The organism is Rhodanobacter sp. AS-Z3 (assembly GCF_029224025.1).
Taxonomy (GTDB): Bacteria; Pseudomonadota; Gammaproteobacteria; order Xanthomonadales; family Rhodanobacteraceae; genus Rhodanobacter.
The window spans coordinates 2,639,181-2,664,620 of record NZ_CP119392.1; the positions used below are offsets into that span (position 1 = coordinate 2,639,181).

Below are 25,440 nucleotides of genomic sequence, written 5' to 3' on the forward strand. Positions count from 1 at the left end.
TTTCTTCCTTATTGCCCATTGACTCGACGAAAACGCCCACGGATGATGAAGAACAATATTGACAATCAAGGCAGGGGCTGACATGGAAGTATCCATCGCATACCAAGGGGGCGGAGCGCGACTCATTGAACTGATGGCAGCAGCCTTAGCCTGTCGGCGCATCGAGGATACCAAGAAGATCAAAGTTGTCCGCTCATCGGGCGCATCCGCTGGCGCTATCGCCGCAGCAATGTATGCGACCGGGTGCGACCTTGAGAAGGTCGTGCGGCACATCAAGGATCTGAAGGGCGAGGTTGAGTTGAAATTCCCGCCAGGCCGGCTACGGCAAGTGCCAGCATTCCTCAGGCTGGCGCGTGGCAAACCCGTGTATGACGAACAAGACGTCAGAGCCGTATTGCTGAAGATGTTTGCGTTCGGGGGCGTTGATGCGTCTCGCCCAGTGCGGGAGCTTATTAAGGGCGATTCGCAGCTTCGCATCCTGCGTTCTGACATTCATATCCATGCCACGTCCAACGTCACGGAAAAATCCGAAGCAGCCCTTGTCGACGCGCTCGTCGATTCTGCGGCGATCCCGTTTGTTTTTCGCACACCGAAGACGACGCAACACCCAGAATTGCTCGACGGCGGGTTGTTTCAGAACTTGCCTGGGCGCGTGGCGGCAGATGACTTGGCGCCGGACCAAGTTGTGCTTGCGTTCTCCTTCGAGAAGGTGATCTCAAAAAATATCGGCAAGCAATCCTTACTGGATTACGGGAAGGCCATCGTCAGCAGCCTGATTGACGAACGCGTCGAGGATGCAGTATTCGGCATCAAGGAGTCGAATGTAATTAGGCTCGCGCACAGACGCGAGACACTGGATTTTTCGAGCATATTCTCTGAAGATGCCGTTGACACCTTCGCGGACGAGGTCGTCGATATTGAAGGTAGGATCAAGCAATGGCTGCGGTCTCAGTTCGGATCGAACGGACCCGACTGGCACTCCAGTCACCCACAAGACGTAGCAGCTGTCGCTGCAGCGATGCGTCGCCAGGTCATGAGCTTTTTTGACGTCGTCAAGGTCAAGGCGTATCACGCCGACCACGTCAAGCACGAGATCACTTACGAACGGCTAAACTCGGAGGAACCAGACACCTGCAAGCTTGAAATACAGCTCAACGGCAACAGGAACACGGGACTCCAGTTTTTCCAATTTAATTACTATGGCGATTCAGACGCGTCCTGCCTTCGGCATGTCGATGTCAAAGTCTTTGATGGTGGTGGTAAGCCGCGTAACGTGATGCTTCTGCCCTTCCGCATCGAGGGCAAACGGGCCATTGCAGCGCTGGTCTGCCTCGACCGCCCTCTCGCCGCTATAGACACCATCAAGATCGTCAAGGTCGAGCAGATCTATCGCGGCTTGGCAAGATACGAACGGGATGGTTTAGTGTGGCAGACTCTCAGTCTTGCAGAGGGGCGAACTGCTGACGAATTGCACATCGTCACCCACTTCAGGAAGGCCGACTTTCCGTTACACTACGGTGATGCGATGCGCGACCGCAGTCGAGATGCTCCCGTCTTTGAAGAGACAACGGGTAATCAGTTACCAACAACAACAATCGTGGTCGACGAAAAACCAGGATGGAAAACTCTATCCTCAACCGTGGACTTGTCAGGATTGACAGCTAGCCGGAACTTTGCTAGTGTTATTTACTATAAAGACTAGGAGTTCAGCATGTCCGGTATCCAAGAAATCTGACCGCTCTGTGGTAAACCGAAAGCTTCGGGATCGACGGTTCTCCGCCTCCCGGAGCTTTTTTGCGTTTAGCTTTCAGGCCAAACCCGAGCCTTACCCCTGCAGCAATAGATGCATCTCATCCGGTTTCAAGGGCTGACAGGGCGGCTACGTTGGTTTGATTTTAAGCGCGCCTCACGCCACCATTTACGGCTCAAGTAAGTCAAGCTCCTCGATCCGAATAGCCATCGCTCCCACCGAAACGCCGAACTGGTTAGCCAGCGACCTGAAAGAACGTGTGTTGTAGGTCTCCGCTGCGGCAAGCGTGCGGGCTAGATGCCGCCGGGTGGGGTTCTTTTCCCGCACGAAATCACTGGTCGTCCTGGACAGTGCAAACGCCGTGTCGTCGGTCAACGCGAAACAATCCGTGCCAAAGCACTGATGGAAGCACTCGCGCAGCAATTTCGCCGGCATAAGGAAGAACGTCGCAAACCGGTCAGCCTCCCACTCCCCTGGCTCACGAGATCGGGGGATCCCGTCCAACGGACGATCACGATGAATGCCACCCCCGTCCGGATGCAGGACCGCGTGTCCCAGTTCGTGGGCCAACGTGAACCGCTGGTATGAGATCTCTGGAAATTGAAGCGACGCCTTGACCACCTTCGCATCGCGATCAATCAGGCCAGCCACCTCGATATGAGTCCGTGGGTCATGTCCTAACCCGCTCTCAAAGACAAGTTCATAGCCCACTAGACCCAGCGCTTTTCGGATGTCTAAGACTTCCAGGGGGTTGTTCGGAGGCGCACCGTCCCACAGACGATCTCGCTCGCGCCAAAGCTGCCGCTGCAGCGCCGTAGCAGCCACTTCGATTTTCGCATCGCTGTAACGGCGCTTCGTGTTGTCGACAGAAGGAGAGCGCAGGGTGCTCGACATGGGAGCATCCTGATGCCCGGTCACACCATCCGGGCTGGCAGCGCTAAAACCCCCATCACCATCCAAATAGGCGCAAGGATCTTCCAGCACCTTGCGACTAGCACTAAGGCGTAAGCGAACGACCTCAGATGCCGCGAGAGACGCAGGCACATCTACATCGAACTCGTCTAAATATTCGATGAACGCATACGGGTTTTGATGGCGCCGCCGACACTCGGCAATGCATGACTTGAGCAGATCGTCCACACGAGCCCCCACAGTTAAGTTGAGCACCGTGGACCGGCTACAGCACCTTTCCGGAAGGGTAATAGCCAGAAAATTGAGCGCATTTGGCACAGCCAAAAGCTCCACGGATTGGGAGTCATACTACACCCGAGAGTTTATGAAGCCGCGCCCTACTGCAACAGCAGGCGCACCCCCTCGAAGTTCAACCACTTCCCCCACGGCAACCCCGGGAAGAACGTGGACAGCTCCCTCGCCGACCAAGCGCGCATGTAGTCGTTTTCGTGGACGTCTTCTCCCGGTTCATGCCCGACCAGCGCACGTCGCCGCTCAGCCGGCATCGTGGAACCTTGAAGCGTCTGAATGACGTTCTTGCGCAGGCTGTGGAATCCCACGATGCCCGCGGCGCGGCGCGGCTTGATGTCCAGCGCGCCCAGGTAATAGGAAAAGCTCTTCGAGATCGCATTGCCGGCTCCTGACTTGCTGTCGATGCGCATGTCGGGAAACAGCCGTTCGGCGCCCTGCTTTCGCAAGACTTCCACTCGCTTCCAGAGCCCGAGCTTTACCAGATCGGGATGCAGCGGCACCAGACGCTTACTGTTCTCTGTTTTGAGGCTTTGTCCGTCGCTGTCGCTGGTGAGCCGCACACACTTCACCCCGTCGAGCTCAACAAAGTCCCGCAGGAAGATCTGCGCCACCTCCGACACCCGTGCCCCGCTATACAAGCCGATCAAGGCGACCCAGCGCACATGGATGCCTCGGGTTCGTTTCAGGTTCTCTGGGTCAAAGATGCGTTGCAGCGCCACGACGTCGAACGGTTCCCACGCGTGGCCGTTGTCGCGCAGCGCATCCTTCTCGGCTTTCTTGACGACCACCACGCCCTTGACGGCGTTCTGGCCAACGGGAATGTGACCTGCGCGGATCTGCGCCTCGAAGATCTGGGCGATGTGAGACACCATGTTCGCCACATAGCGTTTTGCCAGTCCCTGGACTTGCAGTTGGTTCGCCCAAGCCGACACCTGAGGCCGGGTGATTTCGTCCACCCGCTTCTTGCCGCCGATCGCCTTGGCAAACGATGCACAAGCCCGCTTGCGCTGCTCCCACGTGTCGGGTTTGAGGTTCTTGCCGTCCACCTTGGCGTAGATGTCGATGGCTTCGGCCAACGTCGGCGCGTTGCTCTGCGCGCGCCGGGCCAGCTTGGTATGCCCCTCCGCGATCAGATCTTTGAGGAAAGGGCCCGATGGAAAACCGGGGCCCTTGACGCCCACGGCGTAGCCCATCGCTGCCAGTGCGGCCACGTTGTCTTCATAGGTGCCGTTGGTCTTGACCGACAGCCCATCGGGGCCTTGGGTCAGTTCAAAGTGGCTCAGCTGCTTCAAATACGCTTCAAACTCGCTGCCCATGCCAGCCCCCGTCCTTGCTTTGGCGATGAGCTGAGCATACCGCGCGCCGAGCGCGTAGGCCCAAGCCCGAGCCTTGACCGGGTCACGGGTGCCCAAGCTGCGTTTGATGATTCGCAGGCCGAAGGCCACGCGCAAATCGGCGGGCACGGTCAGACGGAAGTGCCACGTTCCGGACGGGTGGCGAAGCAGATGATGAGCCAGGCGCATGGTTGGAGTTGACCAACCGAATTGACCAAGCGCTGCTCAGTGAGAAGTCCCGGAAACCCAGCAAAATAGCGGGTTCCCAAGGATTGGCGGAGAGAGTGGGATTCGAACCCACGGTAGGCTTTCACCTACGGCAGTTTTCAAGACTGCTACCTTAAACCGCTCGGTCATCTCTCCACAAACTTTGTCGCCGCCGCAAGGCGCGCATTGCGCGCCACTACGGCAGTTTTGCTCCGGGCATCCTGCCCTTCACCCCTCCGGGACCAGCGGCTGCGCCGCTGTTCGCTTCGGCTTCCTGCCTTCGCGTCAAGTGGCTGCTGCCTTAAACCACTCGGCCATCTCTCCAAACTTGTTGTCGGCGCTTGTGCGTTGCCGGCAGGGGCGGAAGTCTATCAGGAACCAGCCGATGGGCCAGCGCTGTGGTTCTTCTTTGACAACGCCACGAGACAACCGACCAGGATCGCCACCGGAATCAAAGCGCCAATCAGGGGAAACAACAGCACGGGTTGGCGAATGACCATCGGCACTAGTTGGGTGGCACTGGCGAAGGCGATGACCCACAGGCGCAGGCGGCGGTTGTGGCGACCGAACCAGAAGCTTCCGACGACCAGCAGCAATGCAATGGTGGACAACACCAGGTCGACTTGTGGCATTTGCCACACGCCATCGAAGCTCAGGCGCATGCCGATCACCGTGACCAGCACGGTGAGCAGGAAGTAGCTGGTGTAGAACTCGACTTTGTCCCAGCGACCCGTCGGCACAGCCACGGTGTTCATGCGATGCGGTCCAGCCCGCCCATGTAGGGGCGCAGTGCTTCGGGCACGGTGATGGAGCCGTCGGCGTTCTGGTTGTTTTCCATCACCGCGATCAGGGTGCGGCCGATGGCGAGGCCGGAGCCGTTCAAGGTGTGCACGAGTTCGGGCTTGCCGGTTTCTGCGTTGCGTACGCGGGCCTGCAGGCGGCGTGCCTGAAAGTCTTCGCAATTGGAGCAGCTGGAGATTTCGCGGTAGGTCTGCTGGCTGGGCAGCCACACTTCAAGGTCGTAAGTCTTCACCGCGGTGAAGCCCATGTCGCCGCTGCACAACAGCATCTTGCGATATGGCAGGCCGAGCTTCTGCAGTACCGCTTCGGCGTGACCGACCATTTCTTCGAGTTGCGCGTGTGACTGGTCGGCGCGGGCGATGTGCACCATCTCGACTTTTTCGAACTGGTGCTGGCGGATCATGCCGCGGGTGTCGCGGCCGTAGCTGCCGGCTTCGGCGCGGAAGCACAAGCTGTGTGCGGTCATGCGCAGCGGCAACGCATCCGCTTCCTGGATGGTGTCACGCACCAGGTTGGTCAGCGACACTTCGGCGGTGGGAATCAGGTAGCGTTTGGTTTCGCCGACTTCGGTAGCAAACAGATCTTCTTCAAACTTCGGCAGCTGGCCGGTGCCCTGCATGCTGTCGGCGTTGACGATCACCGGCACGTTGCATTCGAGATAGCCGTGCTCGCCAGTGTGCAGGTCAATCATGAACTGGCCGATCGCACGATGCAGCCGCGCGAGTTGGCCACGCAGCACGGTGAAGCGTGCGCCGGACAGCTTGGCCCCGGCGTCACCATCGAGCCAGCCATGACGCTCGCCCAGTTCCACGTGATCCTTTATCGCGAAATCAAACGTGCGCGGTGTGCCCCAGCGGCTGGTTTCGACGTTGCCGTGTTCGTCCTTGCCGATCGGCACGGATTCGTGCGGAATGTTCGGGATGCCCAGCGCGATGTCGGCCAGCTTCGCCTGTACCTCGGCCAGTGCCTGTTCGTTGGCCTTGAGCTTGTCACCGATGCCGGCGACTTCGGCCAGCAGCGGTGCCACGTTTTCGCCCTTGCCTTTGGCCTGGCCGATCGCCTTGGAACGCGTGTTGCGCAGGTTCTGCAGCTCCTGCGTTTCCATCGCCAACTGCTTGCGGCTGTGCTCCAGCGCCTCGACGGCGACCACGTCCAGCGTGTAACCACGGGTTTCGGCGAGGCGTGCAGCGGTTTCGGCGAGGCGCGAACGCAGCAAGGTGGGATCGAGCATGGGCGGGTCCGGGTGAAGTCTTCAGCCACGGATTATCGCTGCCGCGTGGCAATCGCCGCAATGAAAAGACGTAACAACGTGATCGGCAGACACCCGATGGGCCTTCTGAGAAATTGAATTTCGCCGATTCGAAGACCTCAGAGCTGACGCCGGTCGCGCAACACCCTGCGTCGCCTGCACCGGATCATGCCGAGCTTGCGGCGATCGGGAATGCACGCCAGTGCATAATGCTGGCGCTGCAACGCCGGCCGCAACTACCAAGGATTGAAGTACATGAGCGCACGAATCGACACGGTCACCACGCATCGCCGGGTCCATCGCTGGACGGTTGCCGTGGGGGTTCTGGGCCTGTTGCTCGGTGTGCTGGCATTGCTGACCGTGCTGCTGCCGGGGCCGCTTTACCACTACGGATACATCGGCTTGCGTGCGGCCTTCGGCGCGATCCGCATCGGCGCCATCGCCGGCATCGCTGCGATCCTGGTTTGCTTGGCCGGTATCGGGATGGCGCTTCGACCAGGAACGCGCCGCCACCTACTGTTTGCGGCAGTCGGATTGTTGTTGGGTATCGCAGCCTTTGTGCCGCCATGGCTGCTCGCGCGCCGGGCCGGTTCGCTGCCGGCGATTCACGATATCAGTACCGACACCGCCAACCCCCCGCCCTTCGTGGCCATTTTGCCGTTGCGCGCGGAAGCGCCCAATTCGCCGGTTTACGGTGGCGCCGAAGTGGCCGCCAAGCAACAGGCAGCCTATCCCGACATCCAGCCCCTGCTATCCACCCTTGCTCCCGCAGACGTGCTGGACATGGCGCGCAAAGTCGCCGTGGCGATGAAGTGGCGGATCGTCGCCGAACAGGCCGATACCGGACGACTGGAAGCCACTTCCACCACGCGCTGGTTCGGCTTCAAGGACGACGTGGTAATCCGGATACGTGCGGAAGGTGCTGGTTCGCGGCTGGACATCCGCTCCGAATCACGCCTGGGCGGCAGCGACATCGGAGCCAATGCGGCACGCATCCGCGAGTTCGAGATGCGCATGCGCCAGATGCTCCGCGAGCATTCGGCCCCCTGAACCGCTGACGTTCAACCGCCTGATTCTCGGTCCCCACGAGCACGACGTCGGCGCTCGCGTAAATCATCGAGCTTCTCCTTGAGCTGACGCTCCAGCCCGCGCTCCACCGGCTCATAGAACACGCTGCCGATCAGCGCGTCGGGCAGACATTGCTGGTCCAGTGCAACGCCACCTTCGGCATCGTGGTCGTACTGGTAGCCCTGGCCGTAGCCCATGCCTTTCATCAACTTGGTCGGCGCGTTGCGCAGGTGCATCGGCACTTCCAGCGTGCCACCTTCGCGAATCGCGGCGCGAGCCTTGTTGTAGGCCATGTAGGCAGCGTTGCTTTTCGGCGAAATGGCGAGCCAGATCGCCAGTTGGGCCAGGCCCAGTTCGCCCTCGGGACTGCCCAGGCGTTCGTAGGTATCCCACGCATCCAGCGCCATGCGCCAGGCACGCGGCTCGGCCAGGCCGATATCTTCCACCGCCATGCGGGTCATTCGGCGGGCCAGATACAGGGGATCGACACCGCCATCGAGCATGCGGCACAGCCAGTACACCGCCGCGTCGGGATCGGACGAACGCACGGACTTGTGCAACGCCGAGATCTGGTCGTAGAACTGTTCGCCCTGCTTGTCGAAGCGGCGAGTGCGGTCCGCGAGCACCTGATTCAGCGTGACTTCGTCGATGCGTCCGTCTTTGGCCAGCTCGGCGGCAATTTCCAGCAAGGTGAGAGCACGGCGTACGTCGCCATCGGCGGCCTGGGCAATCGATTCCAGCGCCGCGGCATCCACTTGCAGTTGCAGTTCGCCGAGGCCGCGCTCGCTGTCGGTCAGCGAGCGCTTCAACGCGGCCACGATGTCGTCGGTGGAAACCGGCTCCAGCACATGCACGCGGCAGCGCGACAGCAGCGCCGAGTTCAACTCGAATGAGGGATTCTCGGTGGTGGCGCCAATAAAGATGATCACGCCACGTTCGATATGCGGCAGGAATGCGTCTTGCTGGGTCTTGTTGAAGCGGTGGACCTCGTCGACGAACAACACGGTGCGCCGGCCCTGAGCGAAGTTGACCTCCGCTTCGGCCAACGCCTTGCGTACATCCGGCAGGCCGGACAACACGGCAGAAATGGCCCGGAAGTCGGCATCGGCATAGCGCGCCACCAGCAGCGCCAGGGTGGTTTTGCCGCAACCGGGCGGCCCCCACAGCACCATGGAATGGATTTTGCCGGCTTCCAGCGCGCGGCGCAGCGCCTTGCCCGGCCCGACCAGCCGTTGCTGGCCGACAATTTCGTCGATGCTGGCCGGGCGCATGCGCTCGGCCAGCGGTTTGAGGGCTTCGGGTTCGGCAAACAAGCCGGCGCCAGTTGGCAAAATGGGGCGTGACATGGGGCCATGATAAGGCATGCGCTTCATGCGGCCGGCAGAAGGCTGTCACGGCCACTTGATGGGCAGCGATTACCGCTAAACTGGGCGCTTGTCGCGGGTTGACCCCGCGTGCAAGGGGTCGGGGCAGTGCATGTGGGGAATGATCGGTGAGTAAGATGACTTGCGAACGTCAGGTCGCCCGGTGTCGCGCCGTTGCCGCGCCATCACCGCGCCGACGATGCGCTTCGTGAAACGCTACCTGCGCCATGGATATTCCGGTGCGGCGTTGCTGTGTCTGCTGCTTGGCCTGTTGTTCGCCAGCCATCCGGCCCGCGCTACCGGCGGTGATCCGTGGGCATCGTTCGATGCGCCCTGGTTCACCACACTGGACATCGCCGAGGGTATTCCGCATTCCACCACGACGGCGGTAGTACAGGATCGTGCCGGTCTGGTCTGGATCGGCACCATCGGTGGCCTGGTGCGCTACGACGGTTATCGGATGGAGATTTTTGGCGTTCGCGGCAATGGCGTGGCCGGCTTGCCCGACAGCTATGTTCGCTCGCTGTACGCGTTGCCGGACGGCGGCTTGCTGATCGGTACCAATGCAGGCGGTCTGATCCGGTTCGATCCGACCGACAACAGCTTCACAGTCTATCCGGTCGGTCCTGGCGGGCTGGCCGACCACAAGATCTACGCCATCAGCAGTGATCACGCCGGTGGTGTGTGGGTTGCCACCGAAGGTGGTCTGGATCACCTCGACTTGGCTAGCGGATCGATTCGCCGGGTGGCTACCGGAACGGGCACATCGCCACGCAATTTCAGCGTGTTGCAGGACCGTGCCGGCAACTTGTGGCTGGGCAACAACAACGGCCTGTTCGTGCGTCACCTGGGCAGCGATGCGTTTGTAGCTGAAACATCCACCGATCAGAACGCCAACACGGTGCTGCATGATCAGATCTGGAGCCTGCTGCAGGATCGCGAGGGTCGGCTCTGGGCAGGCAGCGTCCAGGCCGGCGCAAGCTGGCGTGACGACGCCGGCCAATGGCATGAGGTGCCCGGCTTCAGCGGCTACCCGAACAGCGAGCGCCACGCCACGGTGCGCGACATTCTGCAGGTTGCGCCGGACACGGTGTGGATCGCGACCGACGGCAACGGCGTCATTGAATACAGCGCCGGCGAACCGGCAACCCGAACCATTGCCCATGATCCGGCGGTGCATTCGTCACTGCCCGGCGATTCGGTGCGTTCCTTGTTGCTCGATCGCACCGGCAATCTCTGGGCCGCCACCGATCTTGGCGTGGCGCGAACCCACCCCGGCCGGCATACGGCGTTCTCGCTGTATCCGTCGCCACTGAATCCCGATGCGCTGAGCGCACCGAACGTGCGCAACATCTTTGTCGATACGCGCAAGCGCATCTGGTTGGGGCTGGCCTCCGGCCACATCGACGTCCTCAATCTCCAGGCTGGCAGCATCAGCCACCTGCGTCTTGCTGGCAGCCAGTTGCAACGCGGCATCCACACCATCACCGAAGCGGCGGACGGTTCGATTTTCGTGGGCACCCAGGGGCTGGCCCGCATCGATCCGGACACCTTGATCATCCAGAATTCGATCCTGCCGGAATTGCGTGACAAGCCGGTGCTCAGCCTGCATTCCGACGGGCAACGGATGGTGCTGGGCACGTACGACGGCATCTATCGTTACGACCTGCGTACCCACGCGCTGGAGCACGTCAGCCATCAGGCGGGCAAACCTGACAGCCTGATCAGCAATACCGTGCGCCAGATCGTGCGCATCGGCACTGACTGGTGGTACGCCACCAGCCGCGGCATCAGCATCGCTCACGGCGACAGCCTGCCGGCCAGCTTCCAGAACCTGCTGCATCGCAATGCGGATGCCTCAAGCCTGCCGCAGGATTACATCAGTTCGCTGATCCCTGACGCCACCGGGCGGATCTGGGCCAGCACACTTGCCGGCATTGGTTTGCTGGAGCGACAGGACGGCGGTTCCTGGGCGGCGCGCACGATCAACACCAGCAATGGCTTGTCCAGTGACAACGTCAACGCGGTGTTGCCGGATAGCCGCGGAAACCTTTGGGCAAGCCTGTCCAACGGCGTATCGCGCATCGATGGACAGACCCTGGCGGTATCCAATCTGGGCGCCCGCGACGGTCTGCACATTGCCAGTTACGTCAGCATTGCCGCCGCTGTTGCACCGGGTGGTGAACTGCTGTTTGGCGGCCAGTCCGGACTGACCGTGATTCGTCCCGACTGGACGCCCGTGGCCACGACAGCGGCAACACTGGCGGTCACCAACGCGGTCATCAACAACCACATTGTGCCGTTCGCCAGCCTGCCCGAGAACGGTCACAACATCACCTTGAACGACGACACGCACAACATGCGTTTCAGTTTTGCCCTGCTCGATTATCAGGCGCCGATGGAAACCACCTACCAGTACAAGCTGGAGGGTTTTGACCACGCGTGGAACGACATTTCCAAAGGCTCGGCACCGGTTGGCAATTACACCAACCTGCCCCACGGCAACTACACGTTGCGCTTGTCGGCCATGACGCACGGCTTGCAGCCACGCACCATCGAAACGCGGATTGCGGTCACCGTCAGCCCCTACTGGTACGAAACCACGCGCGCCCGCATTGCTGCTGTGCTGTTGCTGCTTGCCCTGATCGCCTTGCTGGTGCATCTGCGCACGCTTTACCTGCGCCATCAGGCGCGCCGATTGCAGGACACGATTGATCAGCACACCTACGCACTGGTGGCGGCGAACCGCCGACTCGACGAACTGGCCAGTACCGACAGCCTGACCGGTGTGTATAACCGACGGCGATTCCTTGAGCTGGTCCGGCAGACTTGCGAACAATCACCGGAAGCCGTGATCAGCCTGGCGCTGTTCGACCTGGATCGCTTCAAGCTGGTGAATGACACCTACGGCCACCAGGCCGGTGACAGCGTGATCGTGCGCGCGGTGGAGGTGATCAACCGCCATTGCCGCCACACCGATCTGATCGGGCGTTACGGTGGCGAGGAGTTCGTGTTGTGCCTGCCACAGACCAGCAAGGAACAGGCGCATGAAATCATCGAGCGCATCCGCAACGAGCTGGCCTTGATGACGTTGATGCATGAAGGCATGCAAGTGATGATCACGGCGAGCATCGGCATTGCGCAAAGACTGCCGGATGAGTCGTTCGAGCGCTGGCTGTCACGTACCGATGAGGCGCTCTACCGGGCCAAACGCAGCGGCCGCAACTGTTCGGCTATTGCCAGCTGACGCTGGCAGTAATCAAGAGTTTTCGGAACTCTCCGTTCGTCGCGAAAGGTGGCTGTAGACCGTGTAACTCAAGCCGCTCAATCCGGTGAGCACGGCGGGCACCAGCAAGGTACGTTCCTGCAGCAAACCGAACAACAAGGCTCCGGCGGCGCTGCCCAGCATGAAGCTAAGCGCGACCACGATGCACACGCGAAGGCGCAGCATGTCCACCGGCAATCCGCGGATCAGGTGACCGATGTAGATGCCCAGGTCAGTGAAGATGCCGGTGACGTGCGTGGTGCGAATAATGGCGCCGCTATAAGCGCTGACGATGCCGTTCTGCAAACCCATCCCCACCGATGCCAGGTACAGGCCCGCCGAATGGGACGCGGCCAGCAACGGCACCGCGGCAAACAGCAGCAACGACTCCAGCACCAGCGCAACCCCGTAACGGCGGCCAAGTTTCAGCGTGCTTTGCTGCACGATTACGCCGCTCAACATCGCACCCAGCACGAACGCCGCAATGGCCAGCGCCCAGTGGATTGTTTCTGCGCAGTTACCGCCGCCCAGCGCAATACCGAGCAGGCTGGTATTGCCGGTCATGTTGCTGATCGACTCGTGCCGGAAACCGAGATAGCCCGACGCATTCACCATGCCGGCAATGAACGCCAGCATGCCGGTGCCATACCAGGCCCAGCGCGGCAGTTGTCGAAGGACGGGCATCGCCGAATCAGTCTTTCAGCGGCTGGGTGGTAATTACCGGCAAGTCGCCGATCACATCGGCACCCTTGGGCGGCACGAAGTTGAAAGTGGCCGGCGGAATCGGCGCGTTGCGCTGCCAGTTGGAGAAACGAATGTCCGTGGTGGAACCCAACTGGTCGCGGAATTTCATGCGCGCCAGGCCGTTCGCATCGAAGCCAAGGTCGGCGTAGTCGAACTGCGGGTCCTTCGCGGTCGAGCTTAGCCGCAGCCACTGCAGCCCGTCGTGCTCACCCTGCTCGACGACCTTGAAGTCCTTGTCGATCTGCTTGATATCGGTCAACACAGTGAGCGGGCTGTGCGACTCCTCGCTGCTCTGGATGCGCACGGTGACTTGTTCCAGTTCCGGGTCATACAGCCACACGCGGCTGCCGTCGGCAACGATGGTCTGCTGGTAGGGCTTCATCGTGTCCCAGCGGAACTGTCGCGGTGCCTGCAGGGCCAGCGTGCCGGAACTGTTCTTGCTGGCACTGCCATTGATGTCGGTCAGGGTCTGGCTGAAATTGCCGGTAAGCGAATGCAGGCCGGTGGCAAAAGCGTCCAGTCGCGCGCGTGCCGGGCCGGTCGCAGCCTGCGCCACGGTACCCAGCGACAACATCAACACGGTGGCAGACAGCACAAGCATGAAACGTTTCATCGGATTCCCCGAAGATGGCGGTGGATGAATTGTGGACAGCTCAGGCTTAACCGAACCGTAGGGCAGCAACGCAAGCGAGCGCGACCTGCCTTGCATCGGTTTCAGTCCCGCGGCGGTGGCGGCGCCAGAACTTCGCGATTGCCGTTGTGCTGGGGTGCGCTGACCACGCCATCGGCCTCCATCTGTTCGACCAGTCGCGCGGCGCGGTTGTAGCCGATACGCAAATGCCGCTGCACGCCGGAGATCGAGGCACGGCGCGTCTGCGTAACGACAGCCACTGCCTTGTCGTATAGCTGGGAATCTGCGTCGCCGCCCTCTTCACCGTCCTGCGGCAGGCCGGAGTCGTTGATGAATTTGCCGTCGCTGGTCGGCTGCGCTTCTTCCAGCACGCCTGCGATGTAGTTGGGCGCGCCCTGCGAGCGCAGCCAGTTCACCACGCCATGCACTTCGTGGTCGTCGACGAACGCACCATGCACGCGCTCGGGCGTGGCGGTACCTGGCGGTAGATACAGCATGTCGCCGTGGCCGAGCAGTGCTTCGGCGCCGCTTTGATCGAGAATCGTGCGCGAGTCGATCTTGCTTGAGACCTGGAACGCAATGCGCGTCGGAATATTGGCCTTGATCAGTCCGGTGATTACGTCCACCGACGGACGCTGGGTGGCCAGGATCAGGTGCACGCCGGCAGCACGCGCCTTCTGCGCCAGGCGGGCAATCAGCTCCTCCACCTTCTTGCCGACAATCATCATCATGTCGGCGAACTCGTCGATGATGATGACGATGTACGGCAGCGGTTCCAGCGGCTCGGCAGCCAGGTTCGGCATGTCCGGATTGGGACGGAACAGCGGGTCCAGCAGCGGCTGGCCGGCGTTCTCGGCGTCCTTCACCTTCTTGTTGAAGCCGGCCAGATTGCGCACGCCGACGGCAGCCATCAACTTGTAGCGGCGCTCCATCTCGGCCACGCACCAACGCAGCGCGTTGGCCGCTTCCTTCATGTCGGTAACCACCGGTGCCAGCAGGTGCGGGATGCCCTCGTAGACCGAAAGCTCCAGCATCTTCGGGTCGATCATGATCATCCGCACGTCTTTCGGACTGGCCTTGTACAGCAGGCTGAGCACCATCGCGTTGACGGCGACCGACTTGCCCGAACCGGTGGTGCCGGCGACCAGCAGATGCGGCATCTTGCCCAGATCCACCACGATCGGCTTGCCGCCAATGTCCTTGCCCAGCGCCAGTGCCAGCGGCGACTTCATCTGGTCGTACTTGTCCGAACGCAGGATCTCGGACAGGTAGACGATCTGCTTGTGCGTGTTGGGAATTTCCAGCCCGATCACGTTCTTGCCGGGGATCACGTCGACCACGCGCACGCTGACCACCGACAGACCGCGGGCGATGTCCTTGTCCAGACTCGAAACCTGCGAACCGCGGATACCCGGCGCCGGCTCCATTTCGAAGCGGGTGATCACCGGGCCCGGATAGGCACCCACCACCTTCACGTCGATCTTGAAATCCTTGAGTTTGAACTCGACCTGGCGCGAGAGCACCTCGAGTGTTTCCTCGGAATAACCCGGGCCCTGCGGCGGCGCCTCGTCGAGTAGTGACAAGGGCGGCAATTCACCCGGCGTGGCAGCGCCAACGAACAACGGAATCTGCGTTTCCAGCTTGGCGCGTTCGCTGCGGGTGACCGGCGCCGGCGGTGACTCGATGCGCAACGGCTCGCGCTTTGCCTGCTTGACCGCCTCGGCTTTCTTGACCACCTCACGTTCGGTGCGCGCCTGCCGTGCGGCCATCGCCTGCGGTGCATCGCGCAGTTTGGTCTTGAGCCAGGCAATCAGCTTCAGCGCGCCCTGCCCGGTCCAGTCCATCACCCGAAACCACGACAGCCCGGTGGCCAGGGTCACAGCCACCAGAAAAACCGCCAGCAGCAGCAACGGCGCGCCAGTCGGGCCAAGTGCGTTGAGCAACGAGTGGCCCAACCATTGCCCGGCAATGCCACCGGCACCCTGCGGCTGCACCAGATCGGGCCGGCTGGCGTTGAGCCAGAACAATGCCGGCAAGGTGATGAAGAAGAATACGAAGCCGATCAGGCGCAGTGCCGATTCCCACGGATGCACCACACGTGCCTCGCTGCGCTGGCGTAGCACCTGCACGCCCAGCAACAGCAGCAACAGCGGAAAACCGTAGGCCACCAGACCGAAGATCCAGCGCAGCAGGTCGGCGATGTATGCGCCCACCGTGCCGCCGAAATTGTGCGCATGTTCCAGCTGGCCAGCGTTGGTCCAGCTGGGATCATGCGGGTTGTAGCTGAACAGGCACACCAGCAGGTACAGCGCCAGTGGCAGCAACAGCAAAGCGCCGGCTTCACGCAGCCGGCGCTTCAGCTCATCGCTGAGGGCGACCCTTGGTTGTTGTTTTACATTCGCGCTGCGCGCCACCTTGGGTGCCCCCTTCCTGCCTGCCAAGGCTTAGAGCATACCTTGCAGCGCCGGATGCACCAGCTTGCCGCCGTCGACGTTGATGCCGACCTTCAGCGGCTCGAACTCGCGCCATTCGTTGCCCGCCGCCAGACGCTGCACGTACGGCAGGATCGCGGCGGAAATCGCCAGCGACGAGGTCTGCGGCACCGCACCCGGCATGTTCGTCACGCAGAAGTGCGTCACGCCGTGCACGTCGTAGGTCGGCTCCTTCCAGGTGGTGGGACGGGAGGTCTCGAAGCAACCGCCCTGGTCGATCGCGATGTCCACCAGCACGCTACCGGGTTCCATCGACTTGACCATCGCTTCAGTCACCACGCGCGGCGCCTTGGCACTGGGCACCAGCACGGCACCGACCACGATGTCGGCATCACGCACTTCTTCGGCCACCGAAGACTCATAGGCGTACAGCGCCGTCACGTTGGGACCCATCGCCATCATCTCGGCCAGACGATCCTGACGCTTGTCGAATACCACCACGTTGGCACCGGCAGCCGCAGCCAGTGCCGCGGCGTTGCCACCCGCCGCACCAGCGCCCAGCACCACCACCTTGCCGCGTGGCGTCGACGCCATGCCGCCGAGCAACTTGCCCTTGCCACCCTGCGGACGATGCAGCAGCGTAGTACCGATCTGGGTGGCGATGCGACCGGCGATTACCGACATCGGGTGCAGCAGCGGCAAGCCGCCCGCTTCCTCGACCGATTCGAACGCCACGCCGGTCAGACCGATGTCGAGCAAGCTCCTGGTCAGCGCCGGTTCGGCGGCCAGGTGCAGGTAGCAGAACAGCAGGTGATGCTTCTTCAGCAGGGCCAGATCGCCGGCGATCGGCTCCTTCACCTTGACGATCAGCTCACCCACTTCGTAGAGCGCGGCGGCATCGGGAACAATCTTGATGCCTTCCTTCACGTAGGCCTCGTCGGCAAAGCCGCTCTTCAGGCCGGCGCCGGACTGGATGAACACTTCGTGGCCGCGGCGCACGAGGTCGGCGGCGGCAGCGGGAACGAGGGCAACACGACCTTCAAGGGTCTTGGTTTCGGAGGGGATACCGATACGCATGGCGAGGAGAATCCTGTGGAAGAACGTAGTAAATCCATCGCGCTGTTGGCGCGGTGGTGTCGTTGATCTGCCGGCACCTTGAATCGGTGCTTCGAATTCCCCATTCTTCGGGGGGTTCGTGCGCTTTGTCGCCATCAACCCGCGTCAGGCTGTGAAACTGCCGCGAGGGCTGGAGCGAATAGCCACTCAAGTCACCAGCAAACCCAAGGATTATACCCACCATGTCCACCCCCAAGCACAGTCGCCTGCTGATCCTCGGCTCCGGTCCTGCCGGCTACACCGCCGCGGTCTACGCGGCGCGCGCCAACCTGAAGCCGACCATGATCACCGGCCTGCAGCAGGGCGGCCAGTTGATGACCACCACCGACGTGGACAACTGGCCGGGCGACGTGGAAGGCCTGCAAGGGCCGGCGCTGATGCAGCGCATGGCCGAGCACGCCGAGCGCTTCCACACCGAAATGATCTTCGACCACATCCACACGGCCGACCTGAAACAGCGTCCGTTCCGACTCAAGGGCGATTCGGGCGAATACACCGCCGACGCGCTGATCATCACCACCGGCGCCACCGCCAAGTATCTGGGCATCGCCAGCGAGGAAAAATTCAAGGGCAAGGGTGTCTCCGCCTGCGCCACCTGTGACGGCTTCTTCTTCCGCGACCAGGACGTGGTCGTCATCGGCGGCGGCAATACCGCGGTCGAGGAAGCACTGTATCTGGCCAATATCTGTCGCAAGGTTTATCTGGTGCACCGCCGCGACAAGCTGCGTGCGGAGAAGATCATGCAGGACAAGCTGTTCGAGAAGGCTGCCGCCGGCAAGATCGAACTGGTCTGGAACCACAGCATTGATGAAGTGCTTGGCGACGACAGCGGCGTGACGGGCGTGCGCGTGAAGGATGTCAACTCCGGTGTCACCCGCGACATCGACGCCACCGGCTTCTTCGTGGCGATCGGCCACACGCCGAACACCGGCATCTTCGAAGGCCAGCTGGAGATGCAAGACGGCTACATCAAGATCCACAGCGGTCAGGCCGGCATGGCCACGATGACCTCGGTACACGGCGTGTTCGCTGCGGGTGACGTGGCCGATCATGTCTACCGTCAGGCGATCACCTCCGCCGGATTCGGCTGCATGGCGGCACTGGATGCCGAGCGCTGGCTGGACCAGCAGACGCCAGCGAAGGCGTGACGGCGCAAACGCGGCGCGGCAAACAGCCTCGCCGCGATATCCGCGTCGCAGAGCGTCGGGCCAGCAGGCACAATGAACCGATGATTGCCGGATTCCCACGATGAATGCCAAGTGGCGCCTGCTGCTCGTTCGGATCGGACGGCGTTTGTGGTTCCGTTCGGCGCTTTACGGTGCGTTTGGCATCGCCAGCGCACTGATCGGCGCGTTCGCGAAATCGCTGATTCCGTCCAGCGTGGCCGCACAGATTGGCGTGTCGGCGGTCGGCAACATCCTCGGCATCCTTGCTTCCAGCATGCTGGCCGTGACCACTTTCTCACTGTCCACGATGGTCGCCGCCTATGCTGCAGCCAGCAGCAACGCGACGCCGCGGGCATCCACCCTGTTGATCGAGGATTCCGGCTCGCAGAGCGCGCTGGCCAGCTTTATCGGCGCATTCCTGTTCAGCATTGTCGGACTGATTGCACTGAGCACCGGCATCTATGGCGACAGTGGCCGTCTGATCCTGTTCGCCGCCACGATCGTGATGATCATCATGATCGTGGTCACCTTGTTGCGCTGGATCGATCAGATTTCGCGACTGGGCCGCGTCAGCGAAACCATCGATCGGGCTGAGCGCGCTACCCGCGAGGCGATGAAAAACCTGGTCAAGGCTCGCCACCTGCATGCCGCGCCATGGTCTGAACCACCAGCGAATGCGGTCGGGATCGCCGGCCCGCGCATCGGCTATATCACCTACATCGACGTGGGTCGGTTGCATCGACTGGCCGAAGAGGCCGACGTGGAGGTATGGGCGGAGGTGGCTGCAGGTCGCTTCGTCACGCCTGACCAGCAGCTGGCGCGCCTGTCGCGCGCCGTCGACCAGGAACTGGCCGAACGATTCGCCGAGGCGTTCGTGGTCGAGGATTTGCGAAATTTTGACCAGGACCCGCGCTTTGGCTTGGTCGTGCTGACCGAAATCGCGCAGCGCGCGCTGTCTCCGGCCATCAACGATCCCGGCACCGCCATCGACATCATCGGCACCGTCACCCGGCTGCTTTGTGGCTGGGCCGAGGGAGTCCGCGCGGCGCCCGAGGAAGCGCTGCGATATGCCCGCGTGCATGTGCGTGCACTCGACGAAAAGGACTGCTTCGAAGACGTTTATGCTCCGCTGGCGCGCGACGCGGCGGGTATGCTCGAAGTAGCCATCCGGCTGCAGAAATCGCTGGAAGCGCTTGGTCGGCTGGACTACCCGCCCTACCGCGAGCCGGCGGCTGCGCACGCGGAACGCGCACTGCGTTTCAGCGCTCACGCACTGCTGCTGGAATGCGATCAGCAGCGGCTGATCGAAATTGCCGCGTGGCGCAACGACAACTCATGAACCCGTTCAATCCGCCGTTGCATACACTCTTTCACCAGCGCATCAGCGATATCGACCCGATGGCGTGGGACGCGCTGCGCGCGAACGCCAATCCGTTCGTGTCGCACGCATTCCTGTCTGCGCTGGAAGATACCGGCTGTATCCGGCCCGACCAGGGCTGGCAGGCGCATCACCTGGGCCTGTACGACGGCGACCGACTGGTCGCCGCCGCACCGCTGTACCTGAAAGGCAACTCGCATGGCGAGTTTGTATTCGACTGGGGCTGGGCGCGTGCGTGGGAGCGCGCCGGCGGGCAGTACTATCCCAAGCTGCTCACCGGCGTGCCCTACTCCCCGGTGCCGGGTCCTCGACTGCTCGCTGGTGATGGTGAACACACGCTGCGGCTGCAGCACGAACTGGTCACTGCGATGCAGCGTGAGGCCAGCCGGTTGGGGCTGTCTTCGATCCATGCCAATTTCCTGCAGTCAGACGAACTGGCCGCTTTTGATGCGAACTGGCTGGCGCGCTCGGACGTGCAGTTCCATTGGCACAATCGTGGCTATCGGCATTTCCCGGACTTCCTGGCGGCGCTGAATCACAAGAAGCGCAAGAACATTCTGCGCGAACGCAGCCAGGTCGAAGCCAGCGGTCTGATGATCGAATGGAAAGCCGGCAACAGTTTGAGCAACGACGAATGGGACAGCGTGCACGCGCTGTATCAGGCCACCTTCGATGCCAAGGGCAATCAGGCCGTACTGACCACCGCATTCTTCCGCCGACTGGGTGAACTCGGTACGCTGGCGCAGGTTGCGCTGGCGCGTCGGGACGGAATCGTGGTGGCGATGGCCTTGTTTCTGCATGGCGACGGCGTGCTCTATGGACGCTATTGGGGCGCCTCGGTCGAGGTGCCAGGCTTGCATTTCGAGCTGTGCTACTACCAGGGCATCGAGTATGCGATCGCTCAAAAACTCAGCCACTTCGAGCCGGGTGCGCAGGGGGAGCACAAGCTGGCCCGTGGCTTCCTGCCAACGCGCACACATTCACGGCACTGGCTGGCGCACAAGGATTTTCGTGCGGCGGTGGCGGAGTCGCTCGCGCACGAAGGTCCGGCGGTCGATACCTATGCAGCTGAGCTGTTGCAGCACAGTCCTTACGCGAACCACGGCGACAGCACGCCATGATCCGCCTGCCACTGCTTGATCCGGATGCACCGGAACACTTCCCGAACCCGGCGCGCGCCCGCGCCGAGCCGAACGGTCTGCTCGCCTTCGGCGGCGACTTGTCGCCCGCGCGTCTGCTGGCCGCTTATAGCAGCGGTATCTTTCCGTGGTTCGGCGAAGGCGAGCCGATTCTGTGGTGGTCACCCGATCCGCGTTGCGTGTTCCATACCCAATCCCTGCACCCGAACCGCAGCCTGCGGCGCCAGCTCGCGGGCAAGCACTGGCGTGTCACGATGGACCAGGCGTTCGAGCCCGTCGTGCGCGGTTGCGCCGCACCCCGTGACGACCACGGCTCCACCTGGATCGTGCCCGACATGATCGACGCATGCGTGCGCCTGCACCAGTTGGGCCATGCGCATAGCGTGGAAGTCTGGGAAAGCGAGCGCCTGGTCGGTGGCATTTACGGCGTGGCGGTAGGCAAACTTTTTTGTGGCGAGTCGATGTTCAGTATCGAAAGTGGCGGCTCAAAAGCGGCACTGATGGCCTTGGGCCACCTGTTGCGCGAGCTTGATTGCCCGCTACTCGATACCCAGGTTGCCAATCCGCACACCTTGCAACTGGGTGCCGTGGAAATTCCGCGCGCCGAGTATCTGCAAAAAATCGCCGGCCTGATCGCCGTGCCCGGACGTATCGGCAGCTGGAGCGACCTTGCGGCTCCGTCACTGACTCAACTTTGCGCAGGAAGCTGAGCTTCCACCACGGCGAAGCCTGATCCCTTGCCTAGCGACTTCAGCTCCTCGTAGTGCCGCAGGAACAGCTCCACCAGACGGGGATCGAACTGGCTGCCAGCAGCTTCGCGCAGATAGCCCAGCACCTCCGGCTCCGGCCAGGCCGGTTTGTAGACGCGAGCCGTGATCAGCGCGTCCCATACATCCACGACGCTGAAAATGCGCGCGGCCAGCGGGATGTTTTCGCCAGACAATCCGCGCGGATAACCATTGCCATCCCAGCGTTCGTGGTGGCTGTACGGAATGTCGCCGGCGTCACGCAGGAAATCGACCTGCTGCAACAGGTTGTTGCCCACTTCCGTGTGCAGCCGCATCATCGCCATCTCTTCATCGTCCAGCTTGCCGGGTTTGATCAGCACGGTATCGGGGATGGCCAGCTTGCCAATGTCATGCAGCAGGGCGCCGAAGCCGAGATTGCGCAATTCCCTGCCGCTCACGCCGGCGTGCCTGGCCAGGCCCACCGACATGCGCATTACGCGATCAGAGTGATCCTTGGTTTCCTTGTGCCGGATATCCATGGCCGACACCAGCACCCGCAGCGTCTGCGAATGTCCACGCCAGAGTGAGCGGTTCACCGCCTTGAGCCGCCGCATATTGCGGCCAATCAACCAGTACAGCATGGCACCGGTGGCCAGCACGAACAGCCCGCCCTTGATGCTCTGCAAAAAGGTAAGTTCGACCGGGTTTTTAGTTACCAGATCCAGCGCGCGATCAGAGAACCAGATCCACAGCAAGGACACGACGACATAGAGGGACACGATTCGAAACTGGGCAGTTGTGCGCAAGACGCGGCTCCGTTGCTGTCGCCAGGTGACAGCATTCATGGCATGTTTTCAGTGCCGTGTCGACACGAAAAATGGAGAGCCGCCGCCTAGTGCGAAGCCGCGATCAACCGGCCCGGACGGCGTATTTCCGTGCCACGTAGTCGTCCAGGATTCCAACGAATTCCCTGGCGATATTGTCGCCGCGCAGGGTCATCGCCTTCTCGCCATCGATGAATACCGGGGCGGCCGGCGCTTCACCGTTGCCAGGCAGCGAGATGCCGATGTTGGCGTGCTTGGATTCACCCGGACCGTTGACGATGCAGCCCATCACGGCGAGGGTGAGATTCTCCACGCCGTCGTACTGCACACGCCACAACGGCATCTGTTCACGCACGTGCTCCTGCACCGTCTTGGCCAGTTCCTGGAAGAACTCGCTGGTGGTGCGGCCACAACCCGGACAGGCGGTGACCAGTGGCGTGAACGCACGCAGGCCCATGGTCTGCAGCAGTTCCTGCGCCACAATCACCTCGCCGGTGCGCGAGGCGCCCGGCTCCGGAGTGAGCGAAATGCGGATGGTGTCGCCGATGCCTTCCTGGAGCAGTACTGCCAGCGCCGCCGCCGAGGCGGTGATGCCCTTCGAACCCATGCCGGCTTCGGTCAGGCCAAGGTGCAAGGCATAGTCACAGCGGATGGCCAGGTCGCGATAGACGGCAATCAATTCCTGCACACCGGATACCTTGCACGACAGGATGATGCGGTCACGCGACAAGCCTAGCTTTTCGGCCAGCGCAGCAGAATCGAGCGCCGAGCGAATCAATGCTTCCCGCGCCACGTGCGACGCTTCCCATGGATCGGCACGCAGGGCGTTCTCGTCCATCAACGCGGCGACCATGCCCTGGTCCAGCGAACCCCAGTTGGCGCCGATGCGTACCGGCTTGTCGTAGCGCAGTGCCTTCTCGATGATCGAGGCGAACTGGCTTTCGTGCTTCTTGCCGAAGCCGACGTTGCCGGGGTTGATGCGGTATTTCGCCAGCACCTCGGCGCAGGCCGGTTCGCGCTCCAGCAATTGATGGCCGTTGTAATGAAAGTCGCCAACGATCGGTACGTCCACGCCCATCATCTGCAAGCGCTCGGCGATCCGCGGAACCGCGGCGGCGGCAGCAGGCGTGTTGACGGTGATGCGCACCATCTCGGAGCCGGCGCGGGCCAGTTCGGCGATCTGCCTGGCGGTACTGGTCGGGTCTTCGGTATCGGTATTGGTCATCGACTGCACCACGATCGGCGCGCCACCACCCACCTTGACCTTGCCCACCTGCACGGCCACGCTGGAACGACGATGCGCCGGCTCGGCCGGACGCGGTTTCTGTGCAGCAAGATCACTCATGGAATCAACCGGAATAACAGGTCGCGAAAGGTCGCGGCGATGGAGACAAGAATACCCGATCAGGCTTGCCCTCCCGCGACAAATCAGCGCAGGCTATGCAACGAAGGAGCTTACGCAAGCCATTGCCGGTATTTCATGACGGACGAATTGCCGCAGTGACTTGATCACGGTCAAGGCGAGGTCGCATCCTTCCTCTAGAATTATCGAGTTATCCAGCCGGGAAACCCCATGCCGAACACCGAGTATTACAACGACAGGGTTGTGCGCCAGTTTCTGTTGGCCGCCGCCGTATGGGGCATCATCGGGATGTCGGTCGGCGTTTACGCCGCCGCCGAACTGATGTGGCCCGCGCTCAATTTCGAGATCCCGTGGCTGACCTTCAGCCGGATTCGACCTGACCACACCTTCGGCGTGATCTTCGCTTTCGGCGGCTCGGCCCTGATGGGCACCTGCTATTACGTGGTCCAGCGCACCGGACATGCCCGACTGGCCTTCACCAAACTGGCCGGGTTCACGTTTTGGGGCTGGCAGCTGATTTGCGTGCTGGCGATGGTTTCGATGCCGCTGGGCATGACCCAGAGCAAGGAATACGCCGAGCCGGAATGGATCATCGACATTCTGATCGCGGTGGTCTGGGTCAGTTTCGGCGTGGTGTTCTTCGGCAGCCTGGCCCGTCGCCGGATCAAGCACATCTACGTGGCGAACTGGTACTACGGCGCCTTCATCATCGCCGTCGGCTTGTTGCACATCGTCAACAACCTGGTCATTCCGGTTTCGCTGTTCAAGTCGTATTCGATCTATTCCGGCGTGGTCGATGCGATGGTGCAGTGGTGGTACGGCCACAACGCGGTGGCGTTCTTCCTGACCGCCGGCTTCCTCGGCATGATGTACTACTTCGTGCCGCGTCAGGCCCAGCAGCCGCTGTGGAGCTACCGTTTCTCGATCGTCAATTTCTGGGCGCTGATCTCGGTCTACATGTGGGCTGGCGCGCATCACCTGATGTATACCGCCCTGCCCGACTGGGTGCAGTCGGTCGGCATGGCGTTCTCGCTGGTGCTGCTGATGCCGAGCCTGGGCTCGGCGGCGAACGGCCTGCTGACCTTCAACGGTTCGTGGCACAAGCTGAAGACCGATCCAGCGGCCAAGTTCATGGTGATGTCGCTGGTGTTCTACGGTGCCGCCACGTTCGAAGGCTCGATGATGGCGATCAAGACAGTGAACTCGCTGTCGCATTACACCGACTGGACGATTGCCCATGTGCATTCGGGTTCGCTCGGCTGGGTTGCGATGATCACTATCGGATCGCTCTATGCGATGGCACCACGCGCGCTGGGTCGACCGGAGATGCATTCGCGCAAAAGCATGGAGCTGCACTTCTGGCTGCACATGATTGGCACCTTGCTGTACATCGGTTCGATGTGGACGGCTGGCGTGACCGAGGGCCTGATGTGGCGCGCCACCAATGCAGACGGCGCGCTGACCTACGGCTTCCTGGACAGCCTGATCGCGATCAAGCCGATGTACGTCATCCGCTGGTTGGGTGGCGTATGCATCCTGTCCGGCATGTGGGTAATGGCCTGGAATCTCTGGTACACCGCGGCCGACGCCCGTGCGCGCCTGATCAAGCCGATCCCGGTGCCGATTCCCGAGCCGGTGCCCCATCAGGTGCCCGCGCCACTTCCGGCCGCTGGCTGAG

19 protein-coding genes and 1 tRNA gene are annotated in these 25,440 nt (G+C 62.0%); 8 read left to right on the forward strand and 12 right to left on the reverse strand.

The annotated features are described in order from the left end of the window. The first annotated feature begins 82 nt into the window (after nucleotides 1–82). The gene (locus PY254_RS11710; RefSeq protein ID WP_281012223.1) at nucleotides 83–1,702 is read left to right on the forward strand and encodes a patatin-like phospholipase family protein; all 1,620 of its coding nucleotides are present in this window, start codon (nucleotides 83–85) and stop codon (nucleotides 1,700–1,702) included. A gap of 216 nt (nucleotides 1,703–1,918) precedes the next feature. On the opposite strand, the gene PY254_RS11715 is transcribed toward PY254_RS11710, so the two are convergent. The 5 genes from PY254_RS11715 to serS all read right to left on the reverse strand — a co-directional run bounded on the left by PY254_RS11715 (nucleotide 1,919) and on the right by serS (nucleotide 6,526). Next, a complete protein-coding gene (locus tag PY254_RS11715; protein ID WP_281012224.1) occupies nucleotides 1,919–2,890 on the reverse strand; it encodes an ImmA/IrrE family metallo-endopeptidase in 972 nt (323 codons plus the stop codon). 149 nt (nucleotides 2,891–3,039) lie between these two features. Continuing rightward, nucleotides 3,040–4,476 (reverse strand): site-specific integrase, encoded by a 1,437-nt coding sequence (locus tag PY254_RS11720; RefSeq protein ID WP_281012225.1) that lies wholly within the window; start codon nucleotides 4,474–4,476, stop codon nucleotides 3,040–3,042. A gap of 84 nt (nucleotides 4,477–4,560) precedes the next feature. Then, nucleotides 4,561–4,650, reverse strand: a tRNA-Ser gene (locus PY254_RS11725). Between the two features lie 215 nt (nucleotides 4,651–4,865). Continuing rightward, complete coding sequence (locus tag PY254_RS11730; protein ID WP_281012226.1) at nucleotides 4,866–5,249, reverse strand: LrgA; 384 nt, start codon at nucleotides 5,247–5,249, stop codon at nucleotides 4,866–4,868. After that, nucleotides 5,246–6,526, reverse strand: coding sequence for a serine--tRNA ligase (gene serS / locus PY254_RS11735; RefSeq protein ID WP_281012227.1), 1,281 nt, complete (start codon nucleotides 6,524–6,526; stop codon nucleotides 5,246–5,248). Before serS ends, PY254_RS11730 begins: the two co-directional genes overlap by 4 nt. Nucleotides 6,527–6,799: 273 nt before the next feature. Here serS and PY254_RS11740 point away from each other — a divergent pair, with 273 nt between their 5' ends. Next, a complete protein-coding gene (locus PY254_RS11740) occupies nucleotides 6,800–7,594 on the forward strand; it encodes a DUF1499 domain-containing protein (protein ID WP_281012228.1) in 795 nt (264 codons plus the stop codon). Nucleotides 7,595–7,605: 11 nt separating this feature from the next. Here the strand turns inward: PY254_RS11740 and PY254_RS11745 are convergent, their stop codons facing one another. Then, nucleotides 7,606–8,958 (reverse strand): replication-associated recombination protein A, encoded by a 1,353-nt coding sequence (locus tag PY254_RS11745; protein ID WP_281012229.1) that lies wholly within the window; start codon nucleotides 8,956–8,958, stop codon nucleotides 7,606–7,608. A gap of 217 nt (nucleotides 8,959–9,175) precedes the next feature. Here PY254_RS11745 and PY254_RS11750 point away from each other — a divergent pair, with 217 nt between their 5' ends. Continuing rightward, a complete protein-coding gene (locus PY254_RS11750) occupies nucleotides 9,176–12,223 on the forward strand; it encodes a ligand-binding sensor domain-containing diguanylate cyclase (protein WP_281015214.1) in 3,048 nt (1,015 codons plus the stop codon). A gap of 12 nt (nucleotides 12,224–12,235) precedes the next feature. On the opposite strand, the gene PY254_RS11755 is transcribed toward PY254_RS11750, so the two are convergent. From PY254_RS11755 to ald, 4 genes are all read right to left on the reverse strand, one after another. Next, complete coding sequence (locus PY254_RS11755; protein WP_281012230.1) at nucleotides 12,236–12,925, reverse strand: YoaK family protein; 690 nt, start codon at nucleotides 12,923–12,925, stop codon at nucleotides 12,236–12,238. Nucleotides 12,926–12,932: 7 nt separating this feature from the next. Further along, nucleotides 12,933–13,598: an outer membrane lipoprotein periplasmic chaperone LolA gene (lolA, locus tag PY254_RS11760; protein ID WP_281012231.1), complete on the reverse strand. Its 666-nt coding sequence runs from the start codon at nucleotides 13,596–13,598 to the stop codon at nucleotides 12,933–12,935. A 101-nt stretch (nucleotides 13,599–13,699) separates the two neighbouring features. Further along, complete coding sequence (locus PY254_RS11765) at nucleotides 13,700–15,976, reverse strand: DNA translocase FtsK (protein ID WP_281015215.1); 2,277 nt, start codon at nucleotides 15,974–15,976, stop codon at nucleotides 13,700–13,702. An 84-nt stretch (nucleotides 15,977–16,060) separates the two neighbouring features. Beyond that, complete coding sequence (gene ald / locus PY254_RS11770) at nucleotides 16,061–17,125, reverse strand: alanine dehydrogenase (protein ID WP_281012232.1); 1,065 nt, start codon at nucleotides 17,123–17,125, stop codon at nucleotides 16,061–16,063. Between the two features lie 221 nt (nucleotides 17,126–17,346). Between ald and trxB the strand changes: the two genes are divergently transcribed. From trxB to aat, 4 genes are all read left to right on the forward strand, one after another. Continuing rightward, nucleotides 17,347–18,312, forward strand: coding sequence for a thioredoxin-disulfide reductase (trxB, locus tag PY254_RS11775; protein WP_281012233.1), 966 nt, complete (start codon nucleotides 17,347–17,349; stop codon nucleotides 18,310–18,312). Nucleotides 18,313–18,412: 100 nt separating this feature from the next. Further along, entirely contained in the window at nucleotides 18,413–19,669 is a 1,257-nt protein-coding gene (locus tag PY254_RS11780) for a DUF2254 domain-containing protein (protein WP_281012234.1), read from the forward strand. Next, nucleotides 19,666–20,829 (forward strand): GNAT family N-acetyltransferase, encoded by a 1,164-nt coding sequence (locus PY254_RS11785; protein ID WP_281012235.1) that lies wholly within the window; start codon nucleotides 19,666–19,668, stop codon nucleotides 20,827–20,829. Before PY254_RS11780 ends, PY254_RS11785 begins: the two co-directional genes overlap by 4 nt. Then, a complete protein-coding gene (gene aat / locus PY254_RS11790) occupies nucleotides 20,826–21,557 on the forward strand; it encodes a leucyl/phenylalanyl-tRNA--protein transferase (RefSeq protein ID WP_281012236.1) in 732 nt (243 codons plus the stop codon). Before PY254_RS11785 ends, aat begins: the two co-directional genes overlap by 4 nt. Here the strand turns inward: aat and PY254_RS11795 are convergent. After that, on the reverse strand, nucleotides 21,536–22,381 hold the full coding sequence (locus tag PY254_RS11795) for an HD-GYP domain-containing protein (protein WP_281012237.1): 846 nt from the start codon (nucleotides 22,379–22,381) through the stop codon (nucleotides 21,536–21,538). The genes aat and PY254_RS11795 overlap by 22 nt on opposite strands. A gap of 103 nt (nucleotides 22,382–22,484) precedes the next feature. Next, on the reverse strand, nucleotides 22,485–23,744 hold the full coding sequence (gene ispG, locus PY254_RS11800) for a flavodoxin-dependent (E)-4-hydroxy-3-methylbut-2-enyl-diphosphate synthase (protein ID WP_281012238.1): 1,260 nt from the start codon (nucleotides 23,742–23,744) through the stop codon (nucleotides 22,485–22,487). Between the two features lie 228 nt (nucleotides 23,745–23,972). Between ispG and ccoN the strand changes: the two genes are divergently transcribed. After that, on the forward strand, nucleotides 23,973–25,439 hold the full coding sequence (gene ccoN, locus PY254_RS11805) for a cytochrome-c oxidase, cbb3-type subunit I (protein WP_281012239.1): 1,467 nt from the start codon (nucleotides 23,973–23,975) through the stop codon (nucleotides 25,437–25,439). Nucleotide 25,440: the final 1 nt, after the last annotated feature.

Excerpts from the sequence above, each read along its gene's own strand:
- PY254_RS11710 (WP_281012223.1), top strand. The coding sequence starts at position 83 with ATGGAAGTATCCATCGCATACCAAGGGGGCGGAGCGCGACTCATTGAA.
- PY254_RS11720 (WP_281012225.1), bottom strand. The coding sequence starts at position 4,476 with ATGCGCCTGGCTCATCATCTGCTTCGCCACCCGTCCGGAACGTGGCAC.
- PY254_RS11730 (WP_281012226.1), bottom strand. The coding sequence starts at position 5,249 with ATGAACACCGTGGCTGTGCCGACGGGTCGCTGGGACAAAGTCGAGTTC.
- serS (WP_281012227.1), bottom strand. The coding sequence starts at position 6,526 with ATGCTCGATCCCACCTTGCTGCGTTCGCGCCTCGCCGAAACCGCTGCA.
- PY254_RS11740 (WP_281012228.1), top strand. The coding sequence starts at position 6,800 with ATGAGCGCACGAATCGACACGGTCACCACGCATCGCCGGGTCCATCGC.
- PY254_RS11745 (WP_281012229.1), bottom strand. The coding sequence starts at position 8,958 with ATGTCACGCCCCATTTTGCCAACTGGCGCCGGCTTGTTTGCCGAACCC.
- PY254_RS11750 (WP_281015214.1), top strand. The coding sequence starts at position 9,176 with ATGCGCTTCGTGAAACGCTACCTGCGCCATGGATATTCCGGTGCGGCG.
- PY254_RS11755 (WP_281012230.1), bottom strand. The coding sequence starts at position 12,925 with ATGCCCGTCCTTCGACAACTGCCGCGCTGGGCCTGGTATGGCACCGGC.
- lolA (WP_281012231.1), bottom strand. The coding sequence starts at position 13,598 with ATGAAACGTTTCATGCTTGTGCTGTCTGCCACCGTGTTGATGTTGTCG.
- ald (WP_281012232.1), bottom strand. The coding sequence starts at position 17,125 with ATGCGTATCGGTATCCCCTCCGAAACCAAGACCCTTGAAGGTCGTGTT.
- trxB (WP_281012233.1), top strand. The coding sequence starts at position 17,347 with ATGTCCACCCCCAAGCACAGTCGCCTGCTGATCCTCGGCTCCGGTCCT.
- PY254_RS11780 (WP_281012234.1), top strand. The coding sequence starts at position 18,413 with ATGAATGCCAAGTGGCGCCTGCTGCTCGTTCGGATCGGACGGCGTTTG.
- PY254_RS11785 (WP_281012235.1), top strand. The coding sequence starts at position 19,666 with ATGAACCCGTTCAATCCGCCGTTGCATACACTCTTTCACCAGCGCATC.
- aat (WP_281012236.1), top strand. The coding sequence starts at position 20,826 with ATGATCCGCCTGCCACTGCTTGATCCGGATGCACCGGAACACTTCCCG.
- ispG (WP_281012238.1), bottom strand. The coding sequence starts at position 23,744 with ATGAGTGATCTTGCTGCACAGAAACCGCGTCCGGCCGAGCCGGCGCAT.
- ccoN (WP_281012239.1), top strand. The coding sequence starts at position 23,973 with ATGCCGAACACCGAGTATTACAACGACAGGGTTGTGCGCCAGTTTCTG.